This window comes from Anoxybacillus sp. PDR2, assembly GCF_009834045.1.
Taxonomy (GTDB): Bacteria; Bacillota; Bacilli; order Bacillales; family Anoxybacillaceae; genus Anoxybacteroides; species Anoxybacteroides rupiense.
Genome location: NZ_CP047158.1, coordinates 747493 through 767902, shown reverse-complemented (window position 1 = coordinate 767902; position 20410 = coordinate 747493). Strand labels below are relative to the sequence as shown.

General features: G+C 41.9%; 22 protein-coding genes. 4 read left to right on the top strand and 18 right to left on the bottom strand.

Annotated elements, in window-relative coordinates; translation table 11 throughout:
- Positions 1-12: 12 nt before the first annotated feature.
- The 7 genes from hemH to GRQ40_RS03735 form a co-directional block, all read right to left on the bottom strand.
- On the bottom strand, positions 13-948 hold the full coding sequence (hemH, locus tag GRQ40_RS03765) for a ferrochelatase (RefSeq protein ID WP_066148102.1): 936 nt from the start codon (positions 946-948) through the stop codon (positions 13-15).
- Positions 949-958: 10 nt separating this feature from the next.
- Entirely contained in the window at positions 959-2008 is a 1050-nt protein-coding gene (gene hemE / locus GRQ40_RS03760; RefSeq protein ID WP_080860796.1) for a uroporphyrinogen decarboxylase, read from the bottom strand.
- 140 nt (positions 2009-2148) lie between these two features.
- The gene (locus GRQ40_RS03755) at positions 2149-3324 is read right to left on the bottom strand and encodes a M20 family metallopeptidase (protein ID WP_080860500.1); all 1176 of its coding nucleotides are present in this window, start codon (positions 3322-3324) and stop codon (positions 2149-2151) included.
- A gap of 145 nt (positions 3325-3469) precedes the next feature.
- Positions 3470-4864 carry a hypothetical protein gene (locus GRQ40_RS03750; protein ID WP_066148095.1) on the bottom strand — a complete coding sequence of 465 codons (1395 nt, stop codon included), beginning with the start codon at positions 4862-4864 and terminating at the stop codon, positions 3470-3472.
- Between the two features lie 163 nt (positions 4865-5027).
- The gene (locus GRQ40_RS03745) at positions 5028-5531 is read right to left on the bottom strand and encodes an antibiotic biosynthesis monooxygenase family protein (protein ID WP_044745643.1); all 504 of its coding nucleotides are present in this window, start codon (positions 5529-5531) and stop codon (positions 5028-5030) included.
- Entirely contained in the window at positions 5528-6736 is a 1209-nt protein-coding gene (locus tag GRQ40_RS03740) for an ABC transporter permease (RefSeq protein WP_159719391.1), read from the bottom strand. Before GRQ40_RS03740 ends, GRQ40_RS03745 begins: the two co-directional genes overlap by 4 nt.
- Positions 6729-7472, bottom strand: coding sequence for an ABC transporter ATP-binding protein (locus GRQ40_RS03735; RefSeq protein ID WP_304439438.1), 744 nt, complete (start codon positions 7470-7472; stop codon positions 6729-6731). Before GRQ40_RS03735 ends, GRQ40_RS03740 begins: the two co-directional genes overlap by 8 nt.
- A 489-nt stretch (positions 7473-7961) precedes the next feature.
- On the opposite strand from GRQ40_RS03735, the gene GRQ40_RS03730 reads away from it, so the two are divergent.
- Positions 7962-8384 (top strand): HIT family protein, encoded by a 423-nt coding sequence (locus tag GRQ40_RS03730; protein ID WP_159719390.1) that lies wholly within the window; start codon positions 7962-7964, stop codon positions 8382-8384.
- A gap of 33 nt (positions 8385-8417) precedes the next feature.
- On the opposite strand, the gene GRQ40_RS03725 is transcribed toward GRQ40_RS03730, so the two are convergent.
- Positions 8418-9251, bottom strand: a complete 834-nt coding sequence (locus GRQ40_RS03725; protein ID WP_159719389.1) for a peptidylprolyl isomerase — start codon at positions 9249-9251, stop codon at positions 8418-8420.
- A 380-nt stretch (positions 9252-9631) separates the two neighbouring features.
- Between GRQ40_RS03725 and GRQ40_RS03720 the strand changes: the two genes are divergently transcribed.
- Entirely contained in the window at positions 9632-9724 is a 93-nt protein-coding gene (locus GRQ40_RS03720; RefSeq protein ID WP_063504933.1) for a YjcZ family sporulation protein, read from the top strand.
- A gap of 42 nt (positions 9725-9766) precedes the next feature.
- Here GRQ40_RS03720 and GRQ40_RS03715 read toward each other — a convergent pair whose 3' ends face one another.
- A complete protein-coding gene (locus GRQ40_RS03715) occupies positions 9767-9946 on the bottom strand; it encodes a hypothetical protein (RefSeq protein ID WP_066148079.1) in 180 nt (59 codons plus the stop codon).
- Between the two features lie 537 nt (positions 9947-10483).
- Here GRQ40_RS03715 and GRQ40_RS03710 point away from each other — a divergent pair.
- Positions 10484-10822, top strand: a complete 339-nt coding sequence (locus tag GRQ40_RS03710; protein WP_159719388.1) for a YhaI family protein — start codon at positions 10484-10486, stop codon at positions 10820-10822.
- Here the strand turns inward: GRQ40_RS03710 and GRQ40_RS03705 are convergent.
- The 7 genes from GRQ40_RS03705 to GRQ40_RS03675 all read right to left on the bottom strand — a co-directional run bounded on the left by GRQ40_RS03705 (position 10817) and on the right by GRQ40_RS03675 (position 17265).
- On the bottom strand, positions 10817-11413 hold the full coding sequence (locus GRQ40_RS03705; protein WP_172798649.1) for an HTH-type transcriptional regulator Hpr: 597 nt from the start codon (positions 11411-11413) through the stop codon (positions 10817-10819). The two genes, GRQ40_RS03710 and GRQ40_RS03705, sit on opposite strands and share 6 nt — an antisense overlap.
- A gap of 393 nt (positions 11414-11806) precedes the next feature.
- Positions 11807-12331 carry a tryptophan transporter gene (locus tag GRQ40_RS03700; protein ID WP_066148070.1) on the bottom strand — a complete coding sequence of 175 codons (525 nt, stop codon included), beginning with the start codon at positions 12329-12331 and terminating at the stop codon, positions 11807-11809.
- Between the two features lie 114 nt (positions 12332-12445).
- The gene (gene serC, locus GRQ40_RS03695; protein ID WP_066148067.1) at positions 12446-13528 is read right to left on the bottom strand and encodes a 3-phosphoserine/phosphohydroxythreonine transaminase; all 1083 of its coding nucleotides are present in this window, start codon (positions 13526-13528) and stop codon (positions 12446-12448) included.
- A gap of 292 nt (positions 13529-13820) precedes the next feature.
- Complete coding sequence (locus tag GRQ40_RS03690; RefSeq protein ID WP_159719387.1) at positions 13821-14003, bottom strand: sporulation YhaL family protein; 183 nt, start codon at positions 14001-14003, stop codon at positions 13821-13823.
- 97 nt (positions 14004-14100) lie between these two features.
- A complete protein-coding gene (gene yhaM / locus GRQ40_RS03685) occupies positions 14101-15045 on the bottom strand; it encodes a 3'-5' exoribonuclease YhaM (RefSeq protein WP_066148064.1) in 945 nt (314 codons plus the stop codon).
- 89 nt (positions 15046-15134) lie between these two features.
- Positions 15135-16373 (bottom strand): ABC transporter permease, encoded by a 1239-nt coding sequence (locus GRQ40_RS03680; protein ID WP_159719386.1) that lies wholly within the window; start codon positions 16371-16373, stop codon positions 15135-15137.
- On the bottom strand, positions 16366-17265 hold the full coding sequence (locus tag GRQ40_RS03675) for an ABC transporter ATP-binding protein (protein WP_159719385.1): 900 nt from the start codon (positions 17263-17265) through the stop codon (positions 16366-16368). The genes GRQ40_RS03680 and GRQ40_RS03675 overlap by 8 nt, the downstream gene beginning before the upstream one ends.
- A gap of 153 nt (positions 17266-17418) precedes the next feature.
- Between GRQ40_RS03675 and GRQ40_RS03670 the strand changes: the two genes are divergently transcribed.
- Positions 17419-17604, top strand: a complete 186-nt coding sequence (locus GRQ40_RS03670) for a YhzD family protein (protein ID WP_066148059.1) — start codon at positions 17419-17421, stop codon at positions 17602-17604.
- Positions 17605-17896: 292 nt separating this feature from the next.
- Here the strand turns inward: GRQ40_RS03670 and GRQ40_RS03665 are convergent, their stop codons facing one another.
- A complete protein-coding gene (locus GRQ40_RS03665; RefSeq protein ID WP_236546393.1) occupies positions 17897-19408 on the bottom strand; it encodes a coproporphyrinogen III oxidase in 1512 nt (503 codons plus the stop codon).
- Positions 19409-19514: 106 nt separating this feature from the next.
- Positions 19515-20381, bottom strand: a complete 867-nt coding sequence (locus tag GRQ40_RS03660) for a Cof-type HAD-IIB family hydrolase (protein WP_066148056.1) — start codon at positions 20379-20381, stop codon at positions 19515-19517.
- Positions 20382-20410: the final 29 nt, after the last annotated feature.

Below are 20410 nucleotides of genomic sequence, written 5' to 3'. Positions count from 1 at the left end.
CATCGCCTTCTTTTACATAAGTTTCATATGCTTTAAAACCACTGTTGCTAACGCATCGATAAAGGAAGGATGAGCATTTGGCATTTCTGGACGGTAATAGCTCGCTCCGATTTCCTCCGTCACTTGCTTACATTCAATATCATTATCATAAAGCACTTCTAAATGATCAGCAACAAATCCAACCGGTAGATAAACAAAGGACGTGTAGCCTTTTTCCTGATGCAGCTGTCTTGTTAAATCTTGCACATCTGGTCCAAGCCATGGCTCTGGCGTATTGCCGGCGCTTTGCCATCCCACTGCATAATGAGTGACTCCTGCTCCTTTGGCAATCATCTCTGCCGTTTCTTGTAACTGACTTGGGTACGGATCGCCTGCAGCTATAATTTTTTCCGGCAAGCTGTGAGCCGATACAATCAACACCGCTTTCTCTCGTTCTTCTTTACTCATTTGGCCATATATTTCTTTTACTTTTTCCACCCAATACTCAATAAATTTCGGTTCTTGATACCAGCTTTCAATCGCATGGATGATTGGACCGTTCAGCTTTTCGGCCTCTGCCTTGGCGCGCGTATTGTACGATTGAATGCTAAAAGTTGAAAAATGCGGTGCGAGCACAAGGCTCACAGCCTCCTCAATCCCATTTTCGTGCATTTTTTTGACCGCATCCTCGACAAATGGTTCAATATGCTTTAAACCTAAATACATGCGAAAGTCGATCTTATCTTGGATTTCATTTAAATGCTGTTCTAACGCTTCAGCCTGCTCTTTCGTAATTTTCGCTAAAGGAGAAATGCCGCCAATGGCTTCATAGCGCTCCTTTAAATCTTGAAGCTGTTCAAGAGGCGGCTTTCGCCCATGGCGAATATGCGTATAATAGCGTTCGATATCCTCTTCTTTATATGGGGTACCATATGCCATAACAAGCAGACCCATTCTCTTTTTCGCCATTTTGAACACCTCATTTTCTATTTTGCGATGTATATTCATGTATAAACGCGGTTAACCGCTTCAGCGTCTCTGGACGAATCTCTGGAAAAATGCCATGTCCTAAATTGAACACATACCCGGATTGCTCCATTCCCTCATCTAAAATTTGTTTAACCCTTGCTTCAATAACTTCCCAAGGCGCAAGCAGCACAGCAGGATCTAGGTTTCCTTGAAGCGCTTTTGTAATTCCTTGAGCTCGCGCCTCTTTAATCGATAAACGCCAATCCACCCCTACGACATCGAGCGGCAAATCGTTCCACTCTTTTGCCAAGTGGCTAGCACCCACACCAAACATGATGAGCGGAACATTTTCCTCGCGAAGCTCCGAGAAAATCCGTTGCATGGTCGGCTTAATAAAATAACGATAGTCTGGCACATTGACCGCCCCAACCCACGAATCGAAAATTTGAATGGCTTTTGCCCCTGCTTTAATCTGAGCTTTCACGTAGCGAATGGTCATATCCGCCAGCTTGTCCATCAACGCAAACCATGCTTTTGGCTCTGCATACATAAACGCTTTTGTTTTATTGTAATTTTTTGAAGGTCCCCCTTCAATCATGTAGCTTGCTAGTGTAAATGGTGCACCGGCAAAACCGATGAGCGGAACTGTCAGTTGTTCGGTCGTTAACAAGCGAATCGTTTCCAACACATAAGGAACATCTTCCTCTGGCTGGATCTCTCCGAGCTTCTCTACATCTTGAAGGGAACGAATCGGATTAGCGATGACCGGACCGATCCCCGCTTTAATATCCACTTCCACTCCGATTGCTGGAAGCGGTGACATAATATCTTTATAAAGAATGGCTGCATCAACCTGATATTGTTCGACAGGCAGCCGAGTGACATAGGCGCACAACTCTGGCTGGTGCGTAATTTCAAACAAAGAGTACTTTTCTTTTAGAGCCCGGTATTCCGGTTGTGAGCGTCCTGCCTGTCTCATGTACCATACAGGAACATATTCTGTTTTTTCCCCAAGACAGGCGCGCAAAAATGTATCATTAAATGGTAGTTTCGTTGTCATCATCATCCGCCTTCCTTTATGACATTTATGCCGTTACATAAGAAAACTTGGCCACAAGCCAAGCTGTGTACAATTACAACTATACAAGTTTCTCTCTTTAATGTATAGAAAACATAACGAAGTGTCAAAAAATTGACGATTTATTTTGTCAAATATGACAGAGCAGCTGTTCCAAGCATTTTAGCAGCAATTAACATCGCTCTTTCATCAAAATCAAATCTAGGATGATGATGCGGAAATGGGGAACTAACCTCCTCCGCTTTCGCTCCAGTAAAGAAAAAGGTTCCCCTTACCTTTTGCAAATAGTAGGCAAAATCCTCTCCGCCCATACGCGGCTCCACTTCTTCAATCATCGTAACCTCAGAAACCTGCTTCGCGATGTCTACAATCAGCTTCGTTTCTTCTTCATGATTGACAACTGGCGGATATCCCTTTGTATACGTATACTCATACAAACAATCCGCAGCTAAACAAACGCCTTTTGTAATCCGCTCAATTTCTTTCTCAATCTCATCGCGCACAGCTTCATCAAAGGTACGCACTGTTCCAATCAGCTTTGCGGTATCGGCAATGATGTTAAAGGCGTTATCTGCGATGAATGATCCAACTGACACGACAGCTGGCTGCAAGGGATTCACACGGCGGCTGACAATTTGCTGCAAAGCAAGCACAAGCTGTGAGGCTACAACGATCGCATCTTTGGTGCGATGCGGTTCCGCACCATGGCCGCCCATCCCTTTGATCGTTATTTCGAATCGGTCAGCAGCAGCCATAATCGGCCCTGTTCGATATTGAATTTTTCCTGTCGGTTCTGTTGCCCATAAATGCGTGCCAAAAATAGCATCCACTCCTTCCAAGCATCCCGCTTCAATCATGGAAATGGCCCCGCCTGGCGCATATTCTTCAGCATGTTGATGAATCAGAACAATCGTTCCAGCTATTTCCTCCCGTATTTCGTGAAGCACTTTACCTAGTACAAGCAATGACGCCGTATGTCCATCATGTCCGCACGCATGCATCACTCCAGGAACTGTTGATTTGTATGGAACGTCCTTTTCATCTTGAATAGGCAGCGCATCAAAATCAGCTCGAAGCGCGACCGTTTTCCCCGGTTTTCCCCCGTGAATTTTGGCGACTACTCCATTACCGCCCACCTGTTCTTGGACAGGAACGTGTAACGCTTTATAATAATCAGCTATGTACTTGGCCGTTTGATATTCTTGAAATGATAGCTCGGGATGCTGATGCAAATAGCGGCGAATCGACACCATTTCATCATAATAAGCCTCTAGGCGTTCATATAATCGAATATTCATTTTCTCTCCCCCTGTTTTTTTCCTTATTATATCATGATATGACAAAAGCTGCCTCTTTAATCAAAAGGCAGCTGAAATAGATGCAAACGAAAAATCTCCTAAATCCTCATGCCTACATTTCTTTTAGGGCGGGGCAGTGAATAGGTCAAATCAAAAACATCGCAACAATGGTGGTTACGACTAAGCCAATCGTAACAGGCACCAAATTCCGCCGGGCTAGCTCAAATGGATCAACTCCGCAAATCGCGGCAGCTGGAATTAAAGCCCAAGGAACAAGCGTGCCTCCTCCCACCCAAATGGCAGAAATTTGTCCAAGCGCTGTCAGTGTAGCAGCACCTGTGCCGATGGCCGTTGAAAATAAATGCGCAATCGAACCGGCTAATGAAATGCCTGAAAATCCAGAGCCGTCTAATCCTGTAATGGCTCCCACGATTGTTAATGTGACCGCACTAATTCCCTTATTTAGAGGAACAAGATGAGCTAATGCCACTCCCAAATCATTGACAATCCCATGTGAAGAATTTGGTAAGTACTCACCGATAATCTTCGCAAATCCTGTATCACCAAGATAAAAAAATGCAGCAATCGGAATAACGGCGCCAAATATTTTAAAACCAAATTGAAAGCCTTCAATAAAATAATTCGTAATCTCTTCAAAGCTGTTTTGCTTATGAGCAAACAAAGCGATTAAAATCAAGATAAAAATGGAGGTGCCTCCAACTAAAGCGGTAGCATCTCCTCCTTGCAAATGCAAGTAGGACATAGCCACAACATTGAGTGCAAATAAAAACAAGATCATAAAAGCAAACGCTATTTTCGCTTTTTTGGATAGCAGAGAAGGAGGCTGTTCGGCTTTTGCCGCGGTAACGTTTTCATTAAGAGGTGAGCGTAGCTTCCCATTTTTCATATCACGGCGCAGCAATATAAACGCCGTTACCGTTGTTACGATCCCCATCACTAAAACAAGCGGAACGCTCGCAGCCACCACCTGTGAAACCGGGAGATTGGCGGCATCCGCTGTCAGCTTAGGCGCTCCTTGAATGACAAAATCACTTGATAATGCAATGCCATGTCCAAACAAGTTCATAGCCACCGCTACTCCTAAAGCTGGAAGCCCTGCGCGGATAGCAACAGGCAAAAGGACTGCTCCCATAATCGCTACTGCCGGTGATGGCCAGAAAAACCACGAAATCACCATCATTAAAAGTCCGATCGTCCAATATGCTCCACCTGGCGTTCGAATCAGCTTAGCAAATGGAGAAACCATCATATCATTGATGCCCGTGGCCGTTAATATTTTGCTCATTGCCACAATAACGGAGATTACCAAAATCGTTGGCAATAGCTCGGTAATCGCATAAATAAAACTGTTAAACACCACGCTAACGGCAGTGCTTAGTGAATGTGTCGCCACCATCCCCAGCAAGAAAATACCGATAATACAAACAAACGATGTATCTTTTCGTGCGACCATAAATCCAATAATCAGCACGATAAACAGCAAATACATCCAGTGTAGCGCTGTTAGCTCCACTCCCATACCTTATTTCCCCTTTCCGTTTTCCCCATCACGATAAACAAGGCGTTTACCTAACGGATGTGCTTACATGATATGAAAAACGGAAAAAGGTGTGACCGCCCCATTTCCTCGGAAATAGTCGAAAAAACAAAAATGCCGCTATAATTTAGCGGCATTTGAAATTTTATTCGATAATGCTATAAGTTGTTACGTAAGAAGGGCGGGGAAAGAGCTTAACTTGCTGTCCTTCTTCTTCTTTCGCTTTTCGTTCGTGATGTGCTTTTTCAAACGCGCGCGAACGCTGCCAATTTTGAAAATGCTCTTTTCCTTCCCACAATGTCATAATGATATACGTATCGTTTGATAAAGGGCGTAATACACGAATAGCGACAAATCCTGGTTCTTTTTCAATTAATCCGGCCCGCTGACTAAAGCGGTATTCAAATAATGGCCTTCCTTCATCTGTCACCGGAATATGATTGAGCACGGCAAATGATCCTCCTAAGTTTCCAACCGCATCAATCACTTCGTAATGACGCGGCTCCTGAAAAACCGTACTGCCATCTGTTTCATGAAAAAGCGCGGCTCCATCTTCTCCTTCAAGCAATAGCATCGTTTCATGAGCATAGCTGTCTTTCAATTTTTGCAAATAATCTCTTGTTCCTGTGGTCACATATATCTTTTTCATCTATTCACCCTCCTGCGCCGATTGAAATAAAAAAACAATAGCCAGTAACTAAAAACCAAACCAATAAACAGCAATAATAGACCATGCACCACATAGCCGAATACAAGCATAAAGAGCGCAAACACGATATTTTGTCCAAGCAAAAGCCAAAACAAAAGCTGAAGCACGGTTTTTTTCTTCAACTGATCAGACAATGGATATAATTTATAAAAAATATTGGAACGATGGTGCTGCTGAAGCCTTAATAATTGAAATCCAGTGGCATAAAGGAAAAATAAAGCAGCGATTATTTTCCCATAGATAGGCGGTACAATATAAAGGACGAGGCAGGAAATACAAGTTAACCGTATGTAAAGTCCCAAATAATCTCCTGCTCTTAAAAACGTCCGTAAATATAAATAACGAAACGCCTGCTCTTGACGATACGGGACAAAGGATAAGACAAAATCCATCCATTTACGACGCTTCGCCCGCTCTTTCAAATGAGGAACATCTGTAAAAATGTTAGCTAGCCGATAAAATGATAGTTGTGCCTTTTCTTCTTGAAGGATCAGATGTTCCCAGTTCAGCCCTTTTCGCTTCGTTGTCTGCATAAAGTAGAAAGACAAAGCCGCCATAATAAGCAGTAGCATACCCCAAAATAGTATGGATACGTTTTTTAACAAAAAATACAGAAAGACCATATTAAAAAGCAGTCTTGTTCCATAGCCGAAAGAACGAGCCCCCGTCGTTGCAAAACTTTGCTCTTTCCAACCAATCCACATATTCCATCCCTTTAAGGCTAATAAAATGATCCACAGCAGCCATATCGATAATGCCGAAAACTCGAGATGTAACGGAGCCAGAGCCAAAACAGCTAAAGAAAGCAGAGACGCCTGCATCCCCCAGCTGAATACAAAGGCGCGGCGAAGATAAGGAGTAAGTTTTGCTTCAGCCGGCAATAAAAAGACAAGATCCGCTTCTCTAAAAAAAGTGCGGACAGAGCCGTATGTAAGAAACATCGAAAGAACAACAGCTTCTATCATTGCATAAGGAAAGCTGCTTGTTAACGTTTGTAGCCATCGCTGATAGGCAAACGCACCAGCTCCCAAGCCAATCAACAGCACAAACAACAAATGATCATTAAGCATATACCGCAAATAACGCCTTCGTTCAGAGCCGTAACGAACGAAGCGCTGCTTCCACAGTAAGCGGCTATCAAGCATATTCCTCTTCCTTTGTTAATTCAATATAAATCTCATCTAATGTCGCGGTCGGGAGCTGAAGCTGTTGGCGCAGTTCTTCTAATGTTCCTTTTGCCTTTACCTTGCCATGATGAAGAATGACAAATGCATCGCAATATCTCTCAGCAGTCGCTAAAATGTGGGTTGACATTAAAATACCGGCTCCTTTTTCTTTCATGCTTTGAATCAGCTGAAGCAGCGATTGGATACCAAGCGGGTCAAGGCCGACAAAGGGCTCATCAATAATATAAAGAGACGGCTCAATTAAAAAGGCGCACATAATCATGACTTTTTGCTTCATTCCTTTTGAGAAATGAGCCGGAAACCAAGACAGTTTTTTCTCCATGCGGAACTCTTTTAACAGCAGAGGCAGCCGCTTTTCATATTCCGCTTTTGGCAAGCCATACGCCATCGCCATTAATTCTAAATGCTCTTTTAATGTTAATTCATCGTATAAGATCGGTGTTTCCGGTATGTATGTAAACTGACTGCGATACCATTGTGGATCATCGGCAAACATCTTTCCATTGATCGTAATCGTCCCTTTCCTCGGCTCCATTAATCCAATAATATGCTTAATCGTCGTGCTTTTTCCTGCGCCGTTTAAACCAATCAACCCGACAATTTTGCCGGTGTCTACCGCAAATGAAACATCCTCAAGGACATTTCTGTTCGTATAACCGCCATGTACATGTTTCACTTCTAAAAGCGCCATGATTCGTTTTCCTTTCTTCCTAATTCAATCGCGTTACCGTCATTTTATCAAAAAAACTTGATTTTTTCCAAAAATGAGAAGCATATAAGCGGCTGATTAGGAGATGATAAATAACGAAGAGGGGATGAGGAACCGCTTAAACAGCTATTGATGATCATTGTGGTTTGGTGAATCGTCCAAATTGAAATGAGGTGTTTACAAAAGATAACACCGCTTAAAGCAAAAGAGAAATCTCTTGTAAATGAGGTGTTTGTCGGAGATCATCCAATGATATCCAAGGCTTTGGTTCCTTGTGAAAGAAGATGATCATTGTGAACAGAGAAATGTTCATGAAGTAAAAACTCATAAGTAAATGAGGTGTTCATCAAACGCCATTTCATTGAATAAGTCCTTACCCCTTTTCATGACTGACAGGATGTGGCCATTCCGGCTTACATCCTGTTCTTTTTATGGTAAAATGTAATTAAAATCGCGAGAAAGGTGGCCGATTTTATGAGTGATTGCATTTTTTGCAAAATTATCAATGGCGATATTCCCGCCGCAAAAGTATATGAGGACGAGCATGTGTTAGCCTTTCTTGACATTAGCCAAGTCACAAAAGGGCATACGCTCGTCGTTCCAAAAGTACATACAAAGGATATTTTTGAACTTACGTCCGATACGGCAAGCCACGTTTTCCGCGTTGTTCCGAAAATCGCCAACGCCATTAAACAGCAGCTTGCCCCAGTGGGTCTAAATCTGTTAAACAACAATGGTGAACAGGCTGGACAAACGGTTTTCCATTATCATGTTCACCTTATTCCGCGCTATGGAAAAGGCGATGGATTTGGCGCTGTGTGGAAATCACATGCCAGTGATTATACGTTTGCGGATTTACAAACCATTGCCGAGACGATTCAAAAAGGAGTGCAATAATCAAACAGGGAAGCGATCTGCTTCCCTGTTTGATTATTGAATGGCATCTTTAAGATCCTCATCTTCAATTTTCACGTTCGCGTCTTTAATCACTTTCGCTACTTTTGACTCAATCTGTGAAGCGTCAACCTTGCTCTTTTTCACTTCAAATTCGATTTCATCCTTCATTTGTTCGTAGGACGGCTTTTTCTTCTTATCCGTCACTTTAATAATATGATAACCATACTCCGTTTTAATCGGCTGGCTAATTTCCCCAACCTTCAAGGCGTATGCGGCATCCTCAAACTCCTTCACCATTTTGCCTGTACCAAACCAGCCTAAATCGCCGCCGTTTTGTGCAGAGCCTGTATCCTGCGAATACTCTTTAGCGAGCTTAGCAAAGTCTTCTCCTTTATCCAGCTTCGCCTTAACCTCTTGCGCTGTTTTTTCATCCTTGACTAAAATATGGCTTGCCCGTATTTCCGGCTTGTATTGATCGTAATATTGTTTTAATTCTTTTTCGGTTACTTTGACATCCGCTACCGCTGCTTTTTGGCGCAGCAAGTCCAGCTTCACCATGTCACGGATCGCTTTTTCGCCATTTTGCTGAACAGCTAAATCATATTGCGTTCCGTACATCTCCTTTAAGTTCTCAATTTGCTTATCAATTTCTTTATCCGTCACTTTATACTTCTTGCTTAACACCTTTTCATACACAAGGTCGCGGATGACTTCTTTACCATACCGCTCTTTCATTGCGTTATAAAATTCTTCCTTCGTAATGTCGCCCGCTTTCGTCTCCGCAATGACTTTTGAATCTCCATTGCTACAAGCAGATAGTGCAAGAACAGAAGCTGCTGTCGCAACAGCAATTGTCCATTTTTTCATCCAATTCACAACTCCTACTATCAAAATTTTTTGCAAAAAACTACAACAATTAATATAACACATTTTCCCATAATACAAAAATGTTTTCCCCTATTCCACCATTGCGATTAAGATTTTTTTTCCTAAATATAACGATCTTATGATCCTTCTTCTTCAAACAAGAATAGCAGATGAAGAAAAAATCTATATCACAACTAGAGGCGTCAGCATGTGCCTGAAGCAAGCATTTCGACAGCCTTACGACCGAAACAACGCCGCTTTTCCAGAACTGAAAATGAGCGTGAATGAATATAGGGCACGTGCCTATACACACTTTATCGCGGCTGCATAAAATAAACTATCCAAAAACGAGAGCCCCCTTTTTGAAAGGAGGTGTTATAATGGGTGCACCTGTTCCTTACGCTGGTGGATTCGCGTTGATTGTCGTGTTGTTTATTTTATTAATTATTGTCGGGAGTGCATGGTGGTTCTAAATGCCTAATAAAAAAGCTGGCAGTCATGGCTGTCAGCTTTTTTTATGTAAATAACATTTCAAAATAAGAAGAAATAAGTAAAATAGTGATAAGTACATTAATGGTGCGGAACACGACCGGCTGTTTGTCCTCGGGAATTTCTTTTTGAACACAAAGCGTATTGGTAAGCTGATTAATAGAAAATAAAATAATGACAGCAAGGGGTATGAAGTAAATCGTCATGTTTAACTCCCCTCCTATTCCTTACAAAATTACTTTATTTACTTTACAATTTTTTTCTGGATAAATCAATATGTATTTTACCACCTTTAATTTTCCAGCATCAATAAAGAAATGTACCGATGTTTATGTAATCGTTGTCACTCGACATATTCACATTGACAAAAATATGAAGTTTGCGGTATTTTCCGATGGCCGCACAACCCAACAATGCCGCTTACAGCCAAGTTCATTTACGAGTAAGCAGCTTGTTAACCGACGCTCAGCCATGCTTTGGCGCAGCCGGGCAGATCGGCGACTTGCCTTCCAAGCTTGGATTTTTACGCATAACATTCGCTCATATTGAGCACAAAGACAACAAATGAATCAATTAAATCTGACACGCAAGTGTTGAAGCTCCCCCTTCCTAACTAAATGGAGCTAATAGGAGGAAAAGAATGCTAAAAATTGATGGTTGCCAGACTGTTATGCATACAAAAACTTATAGTTGGTTATTTTCTATTATTTGAATAAAATATATAACAAGGGGGAAGACGACATATGGAAAAACGAATGGCAAAACTTGAGTATCACCGATCACTGCTATTACAAATGGTGGATGAGTCCAAAAATCCTTTTTATTCTCTCGTTATCACCGCTGATTTGGCAAAAGAAGAAGTAGAAGAAGTTCTTTCCCTTTGTGAAGAATTGAACAAAGAATATGAAAAACAAAAAGCGGAAGGCTTGACGATTTTCACTCCGCTTTTGCTTCATTTTGCCGGCATGCTCCATCCTCGTCTTCCGCTTGAAAAAACTATTGATGCTTTGCTAAAACAACGTTTGTTTGTTCCGCTGATGCAAGAATTTAAAAAGTTGATCGAAACGATTCCTTCCTCATGATTGGCTCGCTACTTCCTTCTCAGCTTCTGGCAATGTCTTTTTTATCAGCTTTCCTTCTTCCTCAATAAAATCTGTTTGAATATTTTCAAACGATTTTTCGAAAATCTCCATGAAATCATCCCCATAAATATTGCGGATAATACACATCATTTCTAAAATTTCTGGAAATTTTCCGTATAGCTCACGCAAAGGCAGCGCTCCATTCAACACAGCATTTTGCTTTGGATCATATGATTCCATCAGCTTCAAAAACACTTGCTCCCCTTTTTCTGTCAATTCAATATATGTGTTGCGTTTATCATCTTGTTTTTTCGAAAAGGACAGCAGTCCTCTTTCTTCTAGCTTTTTGGAAAAGTTAAATGCGGTTGATACGTGCATGACCCCAAATTTTGCGATTTCTGAAATAGAAGCTCCTTTAAAATGATAAGCAATCCATAAAATATGATGTTCATTAATGTTTAGATCGAACGGTTTGATCCACTGCTGCCAATCCTTTTCGATTGATTTCCAAAGCGCTTTGCTTAATTGTGCAATCCGCTGGCTAAACATCATTGCTTCTTTTATGGAATAATGTTGTTCTCCATGTTTCATCGTTCCACCCACTCTTCCCTCACCATTATTATTTTATTCTATTATGCCAGTAAAATAAAAATTAATAAAGATACAAATGTTAGAATTTTTAAATAAAGAATAACACATCTCGAGACTCATAGTTAAAGAACAAGGTACATATAGTGAAACATAGGAGGAGAATATGATGGTTTATATAATGTCCTTTTGTTATATTCTTAATGTTGTTTTTCTCTGTCTTGCAGCAGCCACATTTTTTTCGCTACATAAGGCCAAAATGTATCCGCCCAAAAGAATATTGCAACAAAGGCTGCTTTTATATATACTTGTCGCTGTTTTTTCTTTTTTGCTGGCCTGGTCGCTGCAGCACTTTTTATAGCAAAACCCGACCTGGAGCGATCGGGTTTTGTTGTTTTACGGTTGTGCCGCCATATTCGTCCGCTTAAAAATGGACGATACAAGCGGATATACGAATAGAATAGCAAGGGTGTTAATCAAGGCTGTTGGCAACACAACCGTAACGAACAAGCTTGAAAAAGCAGCACCTCCAGGCAGGCCGACAACAAGTAGAGCAACTGTCAAAAAAATCGTGCCAGAAACGATCGTTCCTATCGCTGTTAAAACAGCGGCCCCCTTCGTTGTTTGTCCATATTTTTTCATCATAAGCAACAAAGCCAAAAATATAAAGGCTGTCGTTGGTTTATCAAGCAGATTGGGCAATAGCCCCCCTGGAAAGCTTGTCGTAATCCCAGAAATGATGCCGGTTGCCATTCCCAGCAGACCGACTGACTTTTTATCAGGAAACAACAAAATGCCCAAAAACATCATCAGCAGCATCATATCTGGCTTCATACCAAAAAAGAATCCAGGAATTGCACTGTGCAGCACCGCACCAATCCCCACAAACAGTGCAAGAGAAACTAAAACTTTTGCTTTCATTTTCTCATCTCTCCTCATCTCAGCTTTTCTAACCTTCTCTTCTCTAGTACCTTTTGCCTATTACAAGATTTTTTACATTATACTACTTTATCGCATAAAAGTGAAGAAAAATTTTTAACCAAAATATTTTGGGAACTCCTTCATAAATTGCGCTAACGCTTCACATGCTTCCAAAGGAACCGCATTATAAACAGAAGCGCGGCAGCCGCCAACAGAACGATGTCCCGCCAATCCAACAAATCCGCGTTCTTTTGCTTCAGCCAAAAATCTTTTTGTTACTTCCTCGTTTGGCAATGTAAACGTAATATTCATTAAAGAGCGGCTGTCTTTTTTCGCGTGCGGCGCATAAAACCCATCGCTTTCATCAATTGCGGCATAAATAACCCCTGCTTTTTCTTGGTTGCGTTTTTCAATCACTCCCACTCCTCCCTGCTCTTTGACCCATTCAAGCACGAGCGAGAGCATATAAATCGCAAAGGTCGGCGGCGTATTATATAAAGAATTACTTGTGCTATATGTGCGGTAATCAAGCATGGTCGGCAGATTTTCTGGAATTCTTTCAAGCAAATCAGTGCGGATAATCGCTACTGTCACACCGGACGGCCCTAAATTTTTTTGCGCTCCGGCATAAATGAGGGCAAATTTCGCCACATCGATCTCTCGGCTTAAAATATCGCTCGACATGTCGGCAATTAAATCGGTATCCGCATCCGGAAACTCGTTCCATTGCGTTCCAAAAATCGTATTGTTGGATGTGATATGTAAATAAGCGGCCTCTTCGGAAAGCTGAATGCTTTCATTCGCTGGAATGTACGCGTAATTCTCTTCTTTACTCGATGCGGCAATATGCGTCTCTCCTACTTTTTTCGCTTCTTTCAACGCTTTTTCCGACCAAGCCCCCGTTAGCACATAATTGCCCACTCGGCCATCTGTCAGAAAATTCATGGGCACCATCGAAAACTGCAAGCTTGCTCCTCCTTGCAAAAAGAGCACATCATGCGTATCGGGAATATTCATAAGCTCTTTTAATAATTGCTTTGCCCGATTATGGACCTCATCATACTCTTTGCTGCGATGGCTTAATTCCATCACCGACATGCCGGTGCCGCGAAAATCAAGCAGTTCCTGCTGTGCACGCTGCAATACAGCAAGCGGAAGCGCTGATGGACCTGCATTAAAGTTGTATGCCCTTTTCATCTGCTAGATTCCCCCTACTTTATTTCTTTACTGAATAACAGTTATTTATTATCCTAACATGAAACCTAAAAAAATAAAGCTTATTTTTTGGAAATTCTAAAAAATAACTTTTGGGATCAGATACAATCGATTTACGAATGGTCCTTGTGCTGTTATAAATATGAGTGATCGCTATTTGTAAATCCCCATCTCTTGATCGCCGACATATCGGAGCGCCATCCGCTTATATGGACCAAATGTTGATGTTGGCACATCAAGACGCTACGGATAAAAAATAAAATCCTTGTGCCTATCACAAGGATTGCTGCTGCCGGCGCATTTTTTCCTCTCGAATGCGCTGCATATAAATTTCTCCTTCTTTTTCAATGAAGGCTTCATCGATTTCTCTCTCTTTAGCCGCCGTTCTCACCGTCATGTACCCGCTAAAAATAATTCCAGAAATGACAATATAAATCCACCATGGCAAAGATAGCACATTCTTCCCCCCTATCTACTCAGCTTGTCTTATTTCCACTATATGATCCAACGATCGTTTTTATGCAAAAAAACAGAAGCGATCTGCTTCCGTTCTGTTATTTTTGAAATGTCGGCTTATAAAATGAACGGTTGTCCAACGCAAAAATCCGTTCGGTAAACTCTCCGGGCTTCACTTTTTCCAATGCGCGATCAATCATATTCATTTTCGCATCTAAATTATCAATATAATGAAGAATCTCTGCCTCTTTCACCATTGGCGGCTTCGGACTCCCCCACTCTGCTTTTCCGTGGTGGCTCAGCACCATATGCTGCAGAATGACGACTTCCTCGCCAGCAATTCCAAGATGCTCAGCCGCCTTGCCAATTTCGCCTACCATAATCGAAATATGTCCAAGTAAGTTTCCTTCAAGCGTATAGGTCGTAGAAATAGGCCCTGATAATTCAATCACTTTACCAAGGTCGTGCAAAATGACTCCCGCGTATAAAAGATCCCGATCCAGCGACGGATAAAGGCGAGCGATCGCTTTTGCCAAATCAAGCATCGAAACAACATGATAGGCAAGACCGGAAATAAATTCATGATGGTTTTTCGTGGCTGCCGGATACTCCAAAAATTTGCTTTCATATTTTTTGAGCAAATGCCTCGTAATGCGCTGGATATTCGGATTTTTCATTTCAAAAATATACTGTGTGAGCTTCTCCATCATTTCGTCCCGCTTCATTGGCGCAACTTCAAGAAAATCGGCGATCCGTACCGGGTCCGCTTGATTGGCCGGACGAATATTGCGAATTTTAAGCTGTGTACGCCCCCGATAATTGCTAATATCTCCGAATACTTTGACAATGCTTTCCGGCACATACACATTTTCATCTTCTGATGAAGCGTCCCATAGCTTTGCCTCAATTTCGCCTGTTTTATCTTGCAAAATAAGAGTTAAAAACGGCTTCCCGTTACTTGCGATCCCTTTGGCAACAGATTTTATCAACAAATAAACATCGACTTGTTCTCCGACTTCGTAATGAATAATCCCTTTTGCCAAGCCATTCTCCTCCGTTTCCGTATTTGCCTATCGTCTAGTATACCATATCCAGCTTAGGCAAAAAATAAGACCTTGCTTAAAGCAAGATCTTATTTCTTCGTTAGCTCAAGCGCTTTTTTCATATCTTTAAGCGAAGTCGATTTCCCATACATTAAAACGCCGCCACGATAAATTTTCGATCCTAAAAAAGCAAACAACACAATCGTTCCGATTAACAACACAAGGCTCAGCGCTACTTCCCAGAAAGGGATATTCAGCATGCCGATCCGCAGAAGCATAATCATCGGTGTAAAAAACGGGATAAAGGAAGTCACCGTAATAAACGAAGTTTCAGGAGCATTCAAGCCAAACATCGCAATTAAAAAAGCGGCAATGACGAGCATGGTGACCGGCATAACGACCTGCTGCACTTCTTCCGCACGGCTGACCATAGAGCCAAGAACGGCAAATAACGTGGCATATAAAAAGTAACCGAGCAGGAAAAGGACGACAGCATAAACGAGCGTCGAAACCGGAAGATGTTCAAAGCCTAAAAGCTGCAATAGCTCTTTTCCACTGCTTTTCAAGGAGCTAAAACCAATCGCAAATAAAACCAAAAACTGTGTCAAACTGAGGAGAGCCACTCCAATAATTTTACCGAACATTTGCTGAACGGGAGGAACGCTGGAAATCAGAATTTCCATAATACGTGATGATTTCTCGGTCGAGACCTCTGAAGCGATCATCGATCCATACATAAGCACGAACATATACATGGCAAACACTAAAACATAAACAAGTCCTCTTGCTTGATTTAATTCCTCTTCCGTTTTCGCGTTTTCCTCCAACGCGATTTTTTGGAACGACACCGGCTCATACAGCTGCGTTATTTGCTCCTGCTTTAAGCCGATTTTAGCCGTCGCCATCGCCGTTTTGATTTGCTGAAGCGCTTCTTTTACTTGATCGGATGTATCGCTATCGGCAACCGTCTTCGCATAATATACCGCTTCAGGCAACTGCTTATCATCATAAGCAATTTTTAAAAAAGCTTCCCATTGACCGCTCTCTACCTTTTGCTTCGCCGCTTTCTCCGATCCTTGAAAGAATTCCAGGCTGATCTTTTTGTCGCCTCTTTTTTCAAGCTGCGCCTTCAACGGCTTATACATCTCCTCCGTTTGATCCATCACCGCAATCGTTTTCTTTTCATTTTTGTTAAAAAAGTCAATAATGTGGGTGATATTCGTCACTCCAAGAATGAGCAAAGAGGTAATCGCAGTCGTAATAATAAACGATTTCGATTTCAGTTTTGTGATATACGTATGCCATAGGACAATCCAAAATTTATTCATATGCCGCACCTACTTTTTCAATAAAAATGTCATTCAAAGAAGGTTCCTCTAAAGCAAATTTCCGAATAAACCCTTTGTCGGCAATATGGGCCAGGATGTGTTGGGAAACGTCTTCATTTTCTACCTGCAGATGAATTCCTTCCGCTGTTTGCTTTGCTTTCATGACTCCCGGAAAATGGCGCAGCTCATCAAGCGGAAAATCAGCATGAATAATAATATTTTTTTTGCCAAAGGATCGCTTAATCTCTCTCAGCGCCCCGTGGACTACCGGCTTGCCGCGATGCATAATACACAAATATTCACACAACTCCTCCACATGCTCCATGCGGTGGCTTGAAAATACGATAGTAGTGCCATTATTTTTTAAATCAAGCACCGCCTCTTTCAACAGCTCCACATTCACAGGATCAAGGCCGCTGAACGGTTCGTCCAAAATTAACAGCTTCGGTTGATGCAAAACCGCAGCAATAAATTGAATTTTTTGCTGATTTCCCTTTGACAATTCTTCTACTCTTTTTTCCGCATATTCAGGCACTTTAAAACGGTCGAGCCATTTTTCCATTTCTTGAATGATCGTTTGCTTATCAAGGCCTCGCAGCCTTCCTAAATAAATGAGCTGTTCCCTCACTTTTAATTTTGGATACAGGCCTCGTTCCTCCGGCAAATACCCAATTAAATGGCTTTTAGCGTATGTAATGGCTTCATCGTTCCATTGGACCGCTCCCGACGTTGGCTCAAGCAATCCTAAAATCATGCGGAATGTCGTTGTTTTACCCGCTCCATTTGCGCCAAGAAATCCAAACATCTCTCCTTCCGGAATACTTAACGTAAGGTGATCAACCGCAGTCACATTTCCAAAACGTTTCGTTACCTGCTCGAGTCGTAAGCTCATCGCTACTTCCCCCAATTTTGAAATAAAAGATAAAATTTCCACATTATATTACACGTTTTATGTTATCGAAAAGTTTCACATTTGAGAAGGAAATTTTCAAAAAACAGCAAAATATTTAATGTTCATTCATTATTCAGCAAAGGAGGAGCGATCGTGCCGACATTTACTTTAACTGCTTTTGATAAAAATGGAGAGACCCTATTAAACGAAACATTTGAAGCAGACAATGAAGAAGAAGCTAAAAAAATCGGCGAGCAAAAGCTGCGTGAACATAACTGTTACGATAAAACGCATCGTTGCACGACCTCAAGCGGAAAATTGATTTTGTTTCATCGTTAATGACAAAAACCCCGAAACATTCGGGGTTTTTTCCGTTTCATACCACTGTCCATCGTGTTTATTTGACGTGAATCGTCACCGTCCGCCATGACGCGTTCATGTTATGGTTCGACAGCTGGGCCGATCCTATATTCCCGTTTTAACAAATCGCGCGGGCGAACGATACGTTTGTTTTGAAGTGTGTGTCCGGGCCGCAAGCGGACGGTTCTTGCCCCACAGTCGCAAATATAAACAAAAAGCGGGTTTCCGATTTTAACGGATGCCCGCTTTCCGCCATATTTACGCAGAACGTTTAACGAAACAACTCGTCCATCATTTTCAGTTTTTCCTCTGTATAGTGTACAAAGTTTTCATTATATACTTTCGGTTCTTTCGGATTAGCAAAACGGGTAATCGCTCGCGTTTTCGGGTGGACAAATTTGCTTGATGCCCCACATCCGAGACCGATAATCGATTGTTGCTCTTCCATAATCATAATGTTATAAAGGCTTTCTTGTCCCGGAAGCGCATACCCTACATTTTCTAGATTACCGAGAATATTTTTCTGGCGGTACAAATAATAAGGTACATAGCCATGACGCTTTGTCCATGCTTCGGCGTTTTTCATCATCGTCTGAATCTCTTCACGGTCGGCCACTCTGTATTTTTCTTTGTTTTTTGTCATTTCTGACGCCCGTTTAAACGACAAAGTATGGACCGTCAATGACTCAGGCAGCAGCTTTTCTGTTTGCGCAAGTGTGTAGTTAAACTGTTCGATTCCTTCTCCCGGAAGACCGATAATTAAATCCATGTTAATGTTGTTCATCCCCATCTGGCGCGCCAAATGAAATTTTTCCACCGTCTCTTCAACCGTATGATGCCGGCCGATCGCTCTCAGCGTTTCCTGAATATAGGATTGCGGGTTGATGCTGATGCGGTCGATGTTCCACTTTTTAAGCACCTCCAGCTTTTCCGGAGTGATCGTATCCGGTCGTCCTGCTTCTACTGTTATTTCTCGGACGCGTTCCATATTTGGGAACGATTGATACATCTGCTCGTATAATCGATCCATTTCTTCAGCAGTTATACTGGTTGGAGTACCGCCGCCGTAATAAATGGTCGTAATATTGACGCCGCGCTCCTTTAAAAACTGTCCGACTTCTTTTATCTCATAATGGAGACCAGCTAAAAAGGCATCAACCGAGCCTTGGCGTCCATTAATCGCATAGGCTGGAAACGTGCAATACGCACACTTTGTCGGACAGAATGGGATGCCGATATAAATGCTTACTTCATGGGCAAGGTCATATAAATCGGGGACAACGGTTAGTTGCCGATCCACAATTTTTTGCATCAGCTGAATTTTTTCTTCGGTTATTAAATAATCTTCTCGAAGCTGGCGATGCGCTTCCGTTTGTGACAGACCTGACCGCAATTTTTGGTGCAGCAGCTTAATCGGGCGCACTCCGGTTAAAATTCCCCATTGCTGAATCATTCCCGTATATTCTTGAAAAAGTGTTAGATAAACATGAAAAACCGCCTGTTTCCATTGTTTCAGCCGCGCTTTCTCGTCGTGGCACAAACGCAAATCTGTTTGATAATCATGCTTCCATTCATGCCCGCTGGCCGTTTCAATGAGCATCCCGTTCACGATGCCCATTTCTTCTCCATGCAGCGAAAAGGTGGCAACTATATCAGCAGCGGAAGAAGCTGGTTCAAATAATAACTCATATTCTTCAAAAAATAATCCTGTTATCACTTCAAGCGGGCGCTTAATTTGTTCCAAGGCATGTAATCCGTAAATTTGAATGCGCAATGATATCACCTTTCTACGTCAAACTTATTTAAGTGTACAGAAGGCCGTTTATGCTCGTCAAGTGACGATTATTTCCGAACATCATAAAAGGCTGAGATTTCATCTCAGCCCCCTTTCATCGCTTCATTTTCAATTTATGCAAAAACTCTGGACGCTGCTGCTTGCGAAAATGCTCTTTAATCATGTAAGCAACCCCGAGCTGTTCGTTAGAACGCGTAATCCAGTCCGCTGCCTTTTTGACCTCAGCAGGCGCATTTCCCATTGCCACTCCTAATCCCGCCGCTTCAATGGCTTGAATGTCATCGATTCCATCACCAATGACAACCATTTCTTTTAATGAAATTCCTAAAACATCCCCAAGTCTTTTGAGTCCATCTAGCTTGGAGACACCGCTTGGCACAATTTCTACTTTTCCATTCGGATGTTCAATCATATCAACCGTTGGAAATTCCTGTCCTAGAAGAGAAGTCACCTCTTTTTTCTCTTTTTCATTGGCAAAATATACGTCAATTTTAGGAACAGCAATTGGATCATCGCGCAGAACATCACTTAGCGAATCAACAAATTGAGTTGGATAAAAAAACGGATCTCCAGAAGACAGCACGGTTTTTACCACCAATTGCTTCTGAACCTTTTTACGATTTCCAAGCGAGTATCGTTCATGCATGAGCCGAACATTGCATGAATAATTTTCCAAAATTTGCACAATATTAAATGTCCGTTCCTCTGGAATGGTCGCCTCATATAATTTCTCATTTAACGATTTTCCGATGATCGCTCCTTGAAACGTGATAATCATCGTATTTAATTTTAACGATTTCGCTATTTTTCGCGCTGATAGCAAATTTCGCCCGGTCATTAATGTCACATATACTCCTTTTCGTTTGACAAATTCCACTGCTTCCTTTGTCTCCTTTTGCAGACGCCCATTCTGTTTTAAAATCGTCCCATCGATATTAAGAGCAAGTAATTTATAAGACAAAGCAGCTTCCCCCTTTTCATGTTGTCACA

Excerpts from the sequence above, each read along its gene's own strand:
- GRQ40_RS03700 (WP_066148070.1), bottom strand. The coding sequence starts at position 12,331 with ATGAAAGCAAAAGTTTTAGTTTCTCTTGCACTGTTTGTGGGGATTGGT.
- serC (WP_066148067.1), bottom strand. The coding sequence starts at position 13,528 with ATGAAAAGGGCATACAACTTTAATGCAGGTCCATCAGCGCTTCCGCTT.
- GRQ40_RS03755 (WP_080860500.1), bottom strand. The coding sequence starts at position 3,324 with ATGAATATTCGATTATATGAACGCCTAGAGGCTTATTATGATGAAATG.
- GRQ40_RS03750 (WP_066148095.1), bottom strand. The coding sequence starts at position 4,864 with ATGGGAGTGGAGCTAACAGCGCTACACTGGATGTATTTGCTGTTTATC.
- GRQ40_RS03745 (WP_044745643.1), bottom strand. The coding sequence starts at position 5,531 with ATGAAAAAGATATATGTGACCACAGGAACAAGAGATTATTTGCAAAAA.
- GRQ40_RS03710 (WP_159719388.1), top strand. The coding sequence starts at position 10,484 with ATGGAAAAACGAATGGCAAAACTTGAGTATCACCGATCACTGCTATTA.
- GRQ40_RS03715 (WP_066148079.1), bottom strand. The coding sequence starts at position 9,946 with ATGACGATTTACTTCATACCCCTTGCTGTCATTATTTTATTTTCTATT.
- GRQ40_RS03725 (WP_159719389.1), bottom strand. The coding sequence starts at position 9,251 with ATGAAAAAATGGACAATTGCTGTTGCGACAGCAGCTTCTGTTCTTGCA.
- GRQ40_RS03720 (WP_063504933.1), top strand. The coding sequence starts at position 9,632 with ATGGGTGCACCTGTTCCTTACGCTGGTGGATTCGCGTTGATTGTCGTG.
- GRQ40_RS03740 (WP_159719391.1), bottom strand. The coding sequence starts at position 6,736 with ATGCTTGATAGCCGCTTACTGTGGAAGCAGCGCTTCGTTCGTTACGGC.
- hemE (WP_080860796.1), bottom strand. The coding sequence starts at position 2,008 with ATGACAACGAAACTACCATTTAATGATACATTTTTGCGCGCCTGTCTT.
- GRQ40_RS03675 (WP_159719385.1), bottom strand. The coding sequence starts at position 17,265 with ATGAGCTTACGACTCGAGCAGGTAACGAAACGTTTTGGAAATGTGACT.
- GRQ40_RS03680 (WP_159719386.1), bottom strand. The coding sequence starts at position 16,373 with ATGAATAAATTTTGGATTGTCCTATGGCATACGTATATCACAAAACTG.
- GRQ40_RS03705 (WP_172798649.1), bottom strand. The coding sequence starts at position 11,413 with ATGAAACATGGAGAACAACATTATTCCATAAAAGAAGCAATGATGTTT.
- hemH (WP_066148102.1), bottom strand. The coding sequence starts at position 948 with ATGGCGAAAAAGAGAATGGGTCTGCTTGTTATGGCATATGGTACCCCA.
- GRQ40_RS03730 (WP_159719390.1), top strand. The coding sequence starts at position 7,962 with ATGAGTGATTGCATTTTTTGCAAAATTATCAATGGCGATATTCCCGCC.